Source organism: Streptomyces sp. NPDC088350 (genome assembly GCF_044753545.1).
In the GTDB taxonomy this organism is placed as follows: Bacteria; Actinomycetota; Actinomycetes; order Streptomycetales; family Streptomycetaceae; genus Streptomyces.
The window spans coordinates 1-7786 of sequence record NZ_JBIVNL010000030.1; the positions used below are offsets into that span (position 1 = coordinate 1).

General features: G+C 71.0%; 1 protein-coding gene. It reads right to left on the reverse strand.

What is annotated here, in order from left to right:
- The coding region (locus ACIQBL_RS48020; protein ID WP_401955355.1) for an SDR family NAD(P)-dependent oxidoreductase at nucleotides 1-7786 on the reverse strand (7786 nt) is incomplete at both ends.

Below are 7786 nucleotides of genomic sequence, written 5' to 3' on the forward strand. Positions count from 1 at the left end.
CCAACTCACCAATCGAATGACCACCCACAACCTCAGGCCGCACCCCCAACGCCGACACCAACTCGAACAACGCCACCTCCAACGCGAACAACGCCGGCTGCGCATTACCCGTCCGGTCCAACCCCTCCCGATCCAGATCCGCGTCCGCGATGCCGAGCAGACCCCGCACACGGTCGTAGGCCTCCGCGAACACCGGGAACGCCTCATACAACTCCCGCCCCATACCCACCCGTTGAGACCCCTGGCCGGCGAACAACACCCCCAGCCGCCCCCGCCCCACCGCACCCGACACCACACCAACCGCCGGCTCACCCCGCACCACCGCGCCCAACCCCGCCAACACCTCACCCCGCTCCCCCGCCACCACCACCGCACGATCCGACAACCCCGCACGACCCACACCCAACGCAAAACCCAGCTCGCCGAGATCCTGGTCCGGCCGGTGATCGAGGAAGGACAGCAACCTCTGTGCCTGGCCACGCACCGCACCTTCACCTCGTGCGGACAACGGGAGAAGCACCAGGCCGTTCGGTGTTCGCGGTGCGGGGAGGTTCACGTCGGGAGTCGCTGTGGGCTGTTCGAGGATGACGTGGGCGTTGGTGCCGCTGACTCCGAACGCGGACACCCCGGCCCGGCGCGGGCGCCCCGCCTCCTCCGGCCACGGCCGTTCCTCGGTCAACAACTCCACCGCACCCGCCGACCAATCCACCTGCGGAGTGGGGGCATCGACATGCAACGTCCGCGGCAGCACCCCATGCCGCAACGCCATCACCATCTTGATCACACCAGCCACACCAGCAGCCCCCTGCGCATGACCGATATTCGACTTCAACGAACCGAGCCACAACGGACGGCCCACCGGCCGCCCCTGACCGTACGTAGCCAACAACGCCTGCGCCTCGATCGGATCGCCCAGCGCCGTACCCGTACCGTGCGCCTCCACCACATCCACATCGGCAGCCGACACACCCGCACCAGCCAGCGCCTGCCGGATCACCCGCTGCTGCGACGGACCATTCGGCGCCGTCAGACCATTCGACGCACCGTCCTGATTCACCGCACTGCCCCGCACCACCGCCAACACCCGATGACCGTTGCGCTGCGCATCCGACAACCGCTCCACCAACAGCACACCCGCACCCTCGGCCCAGCCCGTGCCGTCGGCCGCGGCAGCGAACGACTTGGACCGGCCGTCGGCGGCAAGCCCGCGCTGGCGGGAGAACTCCACGAAGGCGTCCGGCCGGGCCATCACGGTCACCCCGCCGGCCAGGGCCATCGAGCACTCACCCGCCCGCAACGACTGCGCCGCCAGATGCAACGCCACCAGAGACGACGAACACGCCGTGTCGATCGTCATCGCCGGGCCCTCGAAACCCAGCACGTACGACACCCGACCCGACAGCACACTGCCCGCGCCCCCGGTCATCAGGTAGCCCTCGGAGCCGTCGGGAGCCGTGTCGAGGCGACTGGTGTAGTCGTGGTTGACCATGCCGGCGAAGACACCGATGTCCTGCCCACGGAGCGAGGCCGGGTCGAGGCCTGCTCGTTCCAGCGCTTCCCACGACGTCTCCAGCAGCAGCCGCTGCTGCGGATCCATCGCCAACGCCTCACGCGGCGAGATCCCGAAGAAGCCGGCGTCGAACTCGGCCGCGTCGTAGAGGAAACCACCTTGCCGGGCATAGCTGGTGCCCGCGTGGTCCGGGTCCGGGTCGAAGAGGCTTTCCAGGTCCCATCCCCGGTCCACCGGGAACTCCCCGATCCCGTCGCCCCCCGCCAGAACCAGCTCCCACAAGTCCTCCGGCGAGGCCACGCCGCCCGGCAGCCGGCACGCCATCCCCACGATCGCGATCGGTTCGGTGGGGTCGCCCGCCGCCAACACCCTTTCGTCGTATGCGGAGTTGTGTGCGGAGTCATGTCCGAGGAGCAGGGCGTGCAGGTGGTTCGCCAGCTCGGTCGATGTCGGATGGTCGAAGGCGAGCGTGGTGGGCAGTTCGGCTCCGGTCAGATTGCGCAGGCGGTTGCGGAGCCTGACCACGTTCAGGGAGTCGAAGCCGAGGTCCTGGAAGGGCCGTTCGGCGTCGATGGTGGAGGTGTCCTCGTGGCCCAGCACCGCGGCCGCGCTGCTCAGCACCAGGTCGAGGACCAACCGGTACCGCTCGGTCTCTGTGCCGGCCATCAGTTGCTCGACGAAGGCTGTGGGGGTGGCGCCGCCGAGGCGCGGTGCGGCCTCCGGCAGCGACCCGGGGGCCGGACGCGACCGCCCGTCCGCCGGGCGCACAACCGACGGCACGGAGACGTCCGGCCAGTACCGCCGGTGCTGGAAGGCGTAGGTCGGCAGGTCGACGCCGCGCCGCGCCGCGTCCGGCAGCAGTGCGGTCCAGTCGACCGGCACACCACGGACATGCAGTCGGGCGAGGGCGGCCACGGCGGCGAGTGGTTCGGTCTGTTCGTCGTGCAGCGCGGGCACGAACATCGCCGGGTCGGTGTCGTCGCCCAGCGCTTCCTGCGTCATGGCGGTGAGAACCCCACCGGGGCCCAGTTCGAGGAAGGTCGTGACCTGATGGGCGTCGAGCGTGTTGACGCCGTCGAGGAAGCGGACGGTCGAGCGGACGTGCTGGACCCAGTAGTCCGGGGAGCACAGTTGCTCCGGGGTGGCCGGCTCGCCCGTGACGTTGGAGACGACGGGTATGGCAGGGGGCGCGTACGACAGTCCGGCGGCGATGTCGCGGAACTCGTCGAGCATGGCGTCCATGTGGGCGGAGTGGAACGCGTGGCTGACCCGCAGGCGCTTGGTCCGGTGTCCTGCGGCCTCGCACATCTGCTCTACGGCCTCGACGGCGTCCCGGTCGCCCGAGACGACGACGGAGGCGGGGCCGTTGACCGCGGCGATACCGACGGCGCCCGGAGTTTGCGCGAGCAGCGGCCGGATCACGGGCTCGGGGGCGTTGACCGCCACCATCGCGCCGCCGGGCAGGGCCTGCATGAGCCGTCCGCGTGCGGCCAGCAGAGCGGCGGCGTCCGCCAGGGACAGGACGCCCGACACATGCGCTGCGGTCAGCTCGCCCACGGAGTGTCCGGCGAGGAAGTCGGGGCGTACTCCCCAGGACTCGTAGAGCCGGAACAGCGCGGTCTCCAGCGCGAACAGGCCCGCCTGGGCGAACACGGTCCGGTCGAGCAGTGCCGCCTCGGGCGATCCGGGCGGGGCGAACACGACGTCCCTGACGGGGTACGCCACATGCCCGGCGCCCACCAGATGCCGGTCCAGTTCGGCACAGGCAGCGTCGAAGGCGTCGCGGAACACGGGGTAGTGCGCGTGGAGTTCGCGGCCCATGCCCGTGTGCTGGCTGCCCTGCCCGGTGAACAGCACCGCGAGCCTGCCGGGGCGTGGCACACCCCTGGCGGCGAGGCCGTAGCCCGGTCCTGCGAGGGCGTCCAGGCCGTTGAGCAGTTCGGCACGGCTCGTGCCCACGACCACGGCCCGGTGGTCGAACGCGGCTCGTGTGCTGATCAGCGCGTGCGCGACGTCGGTCGGGTCGAGTTCCGGGTGCCGGCGGGCGAAGTCCGCGAGCCGGGCCGCCTGCCCGTCAAGCGCCTCCGCGCTCCGGGCCGACATCAACCAGGGGACACCGGCGACCGTGCTCGTGACGGTGTCCTTCGTACCGTCCTGATCGGCGTCGGCGTCGGCAGCGACCGGTGTCTGCTCCAGGATGACGTGGGCGTTGGTGCCGCTGACTCCGAACGCGGACACCCCGGCCCGGCGCGGGCGCCCCGCCTCCTCCGGCCACGGCTGCTCCTCGGTCAGCAACTCCACCGCACCCGCCGACCAATCCACCTCCGGGGTGGGAGCGTCCACGTGCAACGTCCGCGGCAACACCCCGTGCCGCAACGCCATCACCATCTTGATCACACCAGCCACACCAGCAGCCGCCTGCGCATGACCGATGTTCGACTTCACGGAGCCCAACCACAGCGGACGGTCGCGGTCCTGCCCGTAGGTGGCGAGGATGGCCTGCGCCTCGATGGGATCGCCCAGCGTCGTTCCCGTGCCGTGCGCCTCGACCACGTCCACCTCGGCCGCCGGCACACGTGCGTTGGTCAGCGCCTGCCGGATGACACGCTGCTGGGACGGGCCGTTCGGCGCGGTCAGACCGTTCGACGCGCCGTCCTGGTTCACCGCGCTGCCCCGCACCACCGCCAACACCCGATGACCGTTGCGCTGCGCATCGGACAACCGCTCCACGAGCAGCACGCCGACGCCTTCGGCCCATCCCGTGCCGTCGGCCGCCGCCGCGAATGGTTTGCACCGGCCGTCGACCGACAGTCCGCGTTGCCGGGAGAAGTCCACGAAGGCGTCCGGCCCGGCCATCACGGTCACCCCGCCGGCCAGGGCCATCGAGCACTCACCCGCCCGCAACGACTGCGCCGCCAGATGCAACGCCACCAGAGACGACGAACACGCCGTGTCGATCGTCACCGCGGGCCCTTCCAGACCCAGGGTGTAAGCCACCCGCCCCGACAGCACGGCCCCGGAGACGCCGGTGATCCGGTGCCCCTCGACCTCCTCCGGAACGCGGTGCAGGCGCATCGCGTAGTCCTGGGTGTTCATGCCGGTGAACACCCCGATGTCGCTGCCGGCCAGCGTGGTCGGGTCGATGCCGGCCCGCTCGAACACCTCCCACGAGGTCTCCAGCAGCAGCCGCTGCTGCGGATCCATCGCCAATGCCTCACGCGGTGAGATGCCGAAGAACTCGGCGTCGAACCCGGCGGCATCAGGAAGAAAGGCCCCGTGCCGGACGTAAGAGGTGCCGGGGTGGTCCGGGTCGCGGTCGTAGAGCGCCGACAGGTCCCAGCCACGGTCGTCCGGGAAGTCACCGACGGCGTCGCCGCCCTCGCTGATCAGACGCCAGAAGTCCTCGGGGCTGTTCACCCCGCCGGGGAAGCGGCAGCTCATCGCCACGATGGCGATGGCGTCGTCCGGCGACTCACGCACGGTGGCCGGGACGGCGGGGACGCTGCTCGGCGACCCCAGCAGTTCGGCGTACAGATGCCTGGTGAGGGACAGCGGGCTGGGGTGGTCGTAGAGCAGGGTCGTGGGAAGCCGGAGCCCGGTGACCGTGCCCAGCCGATTGCGCAGCTCCACGGAGGTCAGTGAGTCGAAGCCGGCCTCCCGGAAGGCCCGGTCGGCGGCGATGCCGTCCGCGGAGGAGTGTCCCAGGACCTGGGCGGCATGGCTCCTGACCAGGTCAAGCAAAATCTGCTGGCGTTCCGCGGCGTCCAGCGACTCCAGCCGTCGTACGAGATCCGTCCGCGGCGACTCCGTCCGGCTCACGACGCGGCGCCCCGGCGGCACCAGCTTGTGCAGCATCGGGAGGGTCGGGGTGTCGGTCGCGCCGGCGCGCAGCGACACGAGGTCCAGCCGGGTCGCCACCAGCGCGGGCGTGGCGCTGCGCAGACCGGCGTCGAACAGCGCCAGGCCGGTCTCGGCCGCCAGGGCGGTCATGCCGAATCGCCGGGTGTGCTGCCGCAGGTCGGACGCGGTGAGATGCGCGGTCATCCCGCTGCTGGGCGCCCAGTGTCCCCAGGCGAGCGAGGTGGCCGGGAGCCCTGCCGCTCTGCGCTGCTGGGCCAGTGCGTCCAAAAAGGCGTTGGCGGCGGCGTAGTTGGCCTGGCCGGGGTTGCCGAGGACGCCCGCAGCCGAGGAGTACAGCACGAAGGCCGCGAGGTCCATGTCGCGGGTCAGCTCATGCAGGATGAGGGCCGCGTCCGCCTTGGGGCGCAGTACCGTCGCCAGTCGTTCGGGCGTCATGGCGGTGACCACACCGTCGTCCAGGACACCGGCGGTGTGGACGACCGCCGTGAGAGGCGCCTCGACGGGGATCGAGGCCAACAGGTCCGCCACCGCGGCCCGTTCGCCGATGTCGCACGCCACGGTACGTACGACCGCGCCCAGCGCACCGAGTTCGGTCCGAAGCTCCGCCGCGCCTTCGGCGGTACCGCCGCTGCGGCTGACCAGCAGCAGGTTGCGTACGCCGTGCTCGACCACGAGGTGCCGGGCGAGCAGCCGGCCCAGCGTCCCCGTGCCACCGGTGATGAGGACCGTACCCGCCGGGCCCAGCGGTCGCCGCGGCCCTTCCTCGTCCCAGGTGGCGCGCACCAGCCTCGGTACGGATGCCGCACCGGCGGTAAGGGCGATCTGCGGTTCACCGGTGGCCAGGACGGCGGACAACAGCGCGTCGGAGGCGGCGTCCTCGTCCATGGCGACCAGGACCAGCCGCTGCGGGACCTCCGACTGCGCCGAGCGGACGAGTCCCCATACCGCCGCGCTGACGGGGTCGGTGACCTCGCGCGTGACGACGACCAGCTGCGACCCCGTATCCGGCAGGGCCAGCCATGCCTGCACCCACTCCAACGCCTGCGAGGTCTGCGTCCGCAGGCCGTGCGTGGTGTCCGTCAAGTCCACGCGAAGGTAGTACGGTACGTCTCCCTGGGCGGCGAACACCGTCAGCTCCGCGGGGCTCGTCACGGTCACCGGCTCCGAGGTGGCCGAGGCCGACTCGCCCGCCGCCGGGACTTCGAGAGGTACCCACTCAACCCGGAACAGCGCGTCCCGCGCATGCGTCCCGGCCTCGGACACCAACTCGTCGGCCGACAGCGGCCTCGACGTCACCGAGCCGACGGACCCGACCGTCCCACCGGAGCTGTCCACCAGCTCCAGCGCCACACCCCCTCGGCCGTCGGGACTGATACGCGCCCGCAGCGAGGTCGCCCCTGTCGCGGACAGGGACACCGCGCGATAGGCGACGGGCAGCACGGACGCATCGCCGTGACTGTCGGCATGGCACACGGCTTCCAGCAGTGCCGGGTGCAGAGCGAAGCGCGCCGCTTCGGCCTGCTGGTCGTCACCCAGTTCCACTTCGGCGAAGACATCGTTGCCACGAGCCCACGCCGTGCGCAGGACCCGGAACGCCGACTCCACACCACGCCCCGCCCGTGCCAGACGTTCGTACGCCTGGTCCACGTCGACGGGAGTGGCTCCGACCGGAGGCCACACCGAGAGGTCGACATCAGGTGCGGTGGTGATCGGGGCGAGCGTGCCCGTCGCGTGTCGAGTCCAGGAGGTGCCTTGGCACCGGGAGTGAACGGTCAGGCTACGTCGGCCGGCTTCCCTCACCCCACCGACGACCACCTGGAGCTGCACGCTCGTGCCCTCCGGCAGCACGAGCGGCGCCTCGATCAGTAACTCGTCCAGGACACCGCAGCCGACCTCGTCACCGGCGCGCACCGCCAGCTCCACGAACGCCGCCCCGGGCAGAACGGCCACACCGGCCACTGTGTGATCGGCCAGCCACGGGTGGGTGCTCAGTGAGAGGAGGGAGGTGAACAACACTCCGTCCGAGTCCGGCAGTTCAACCCAGCCGTCCAGCAGAGGGTGTTGGGCACCGGTGAGACCGACGGCGGCCATCGCGCCGGTGGGGTGAGCGCTCTTGAGCCAGTAGTGCTGGTGTTGGAAGGCGTAGGTGGGCAGCTCCCATACGGTATCCGCAGAAGCCGCGCCCAGCAGGGACGCCCAGTCGACCGGGACACCACGTACATACACCTCCGCCAGCGACGTCCATATCCGGCGCAGGCCGCCCTCGCCCCGGCGCAGCGTCCCACTCACCACCACCGGCCCGGCATCCGCTTCCTCGGCGACCGCCTCGATGCTCATCGTCAGCACCGGATGCCCGCTCACCTCGACGAACGCCCCGAACCCCTCACCCAGCAACTGCTCCACCGCATCCGCGAA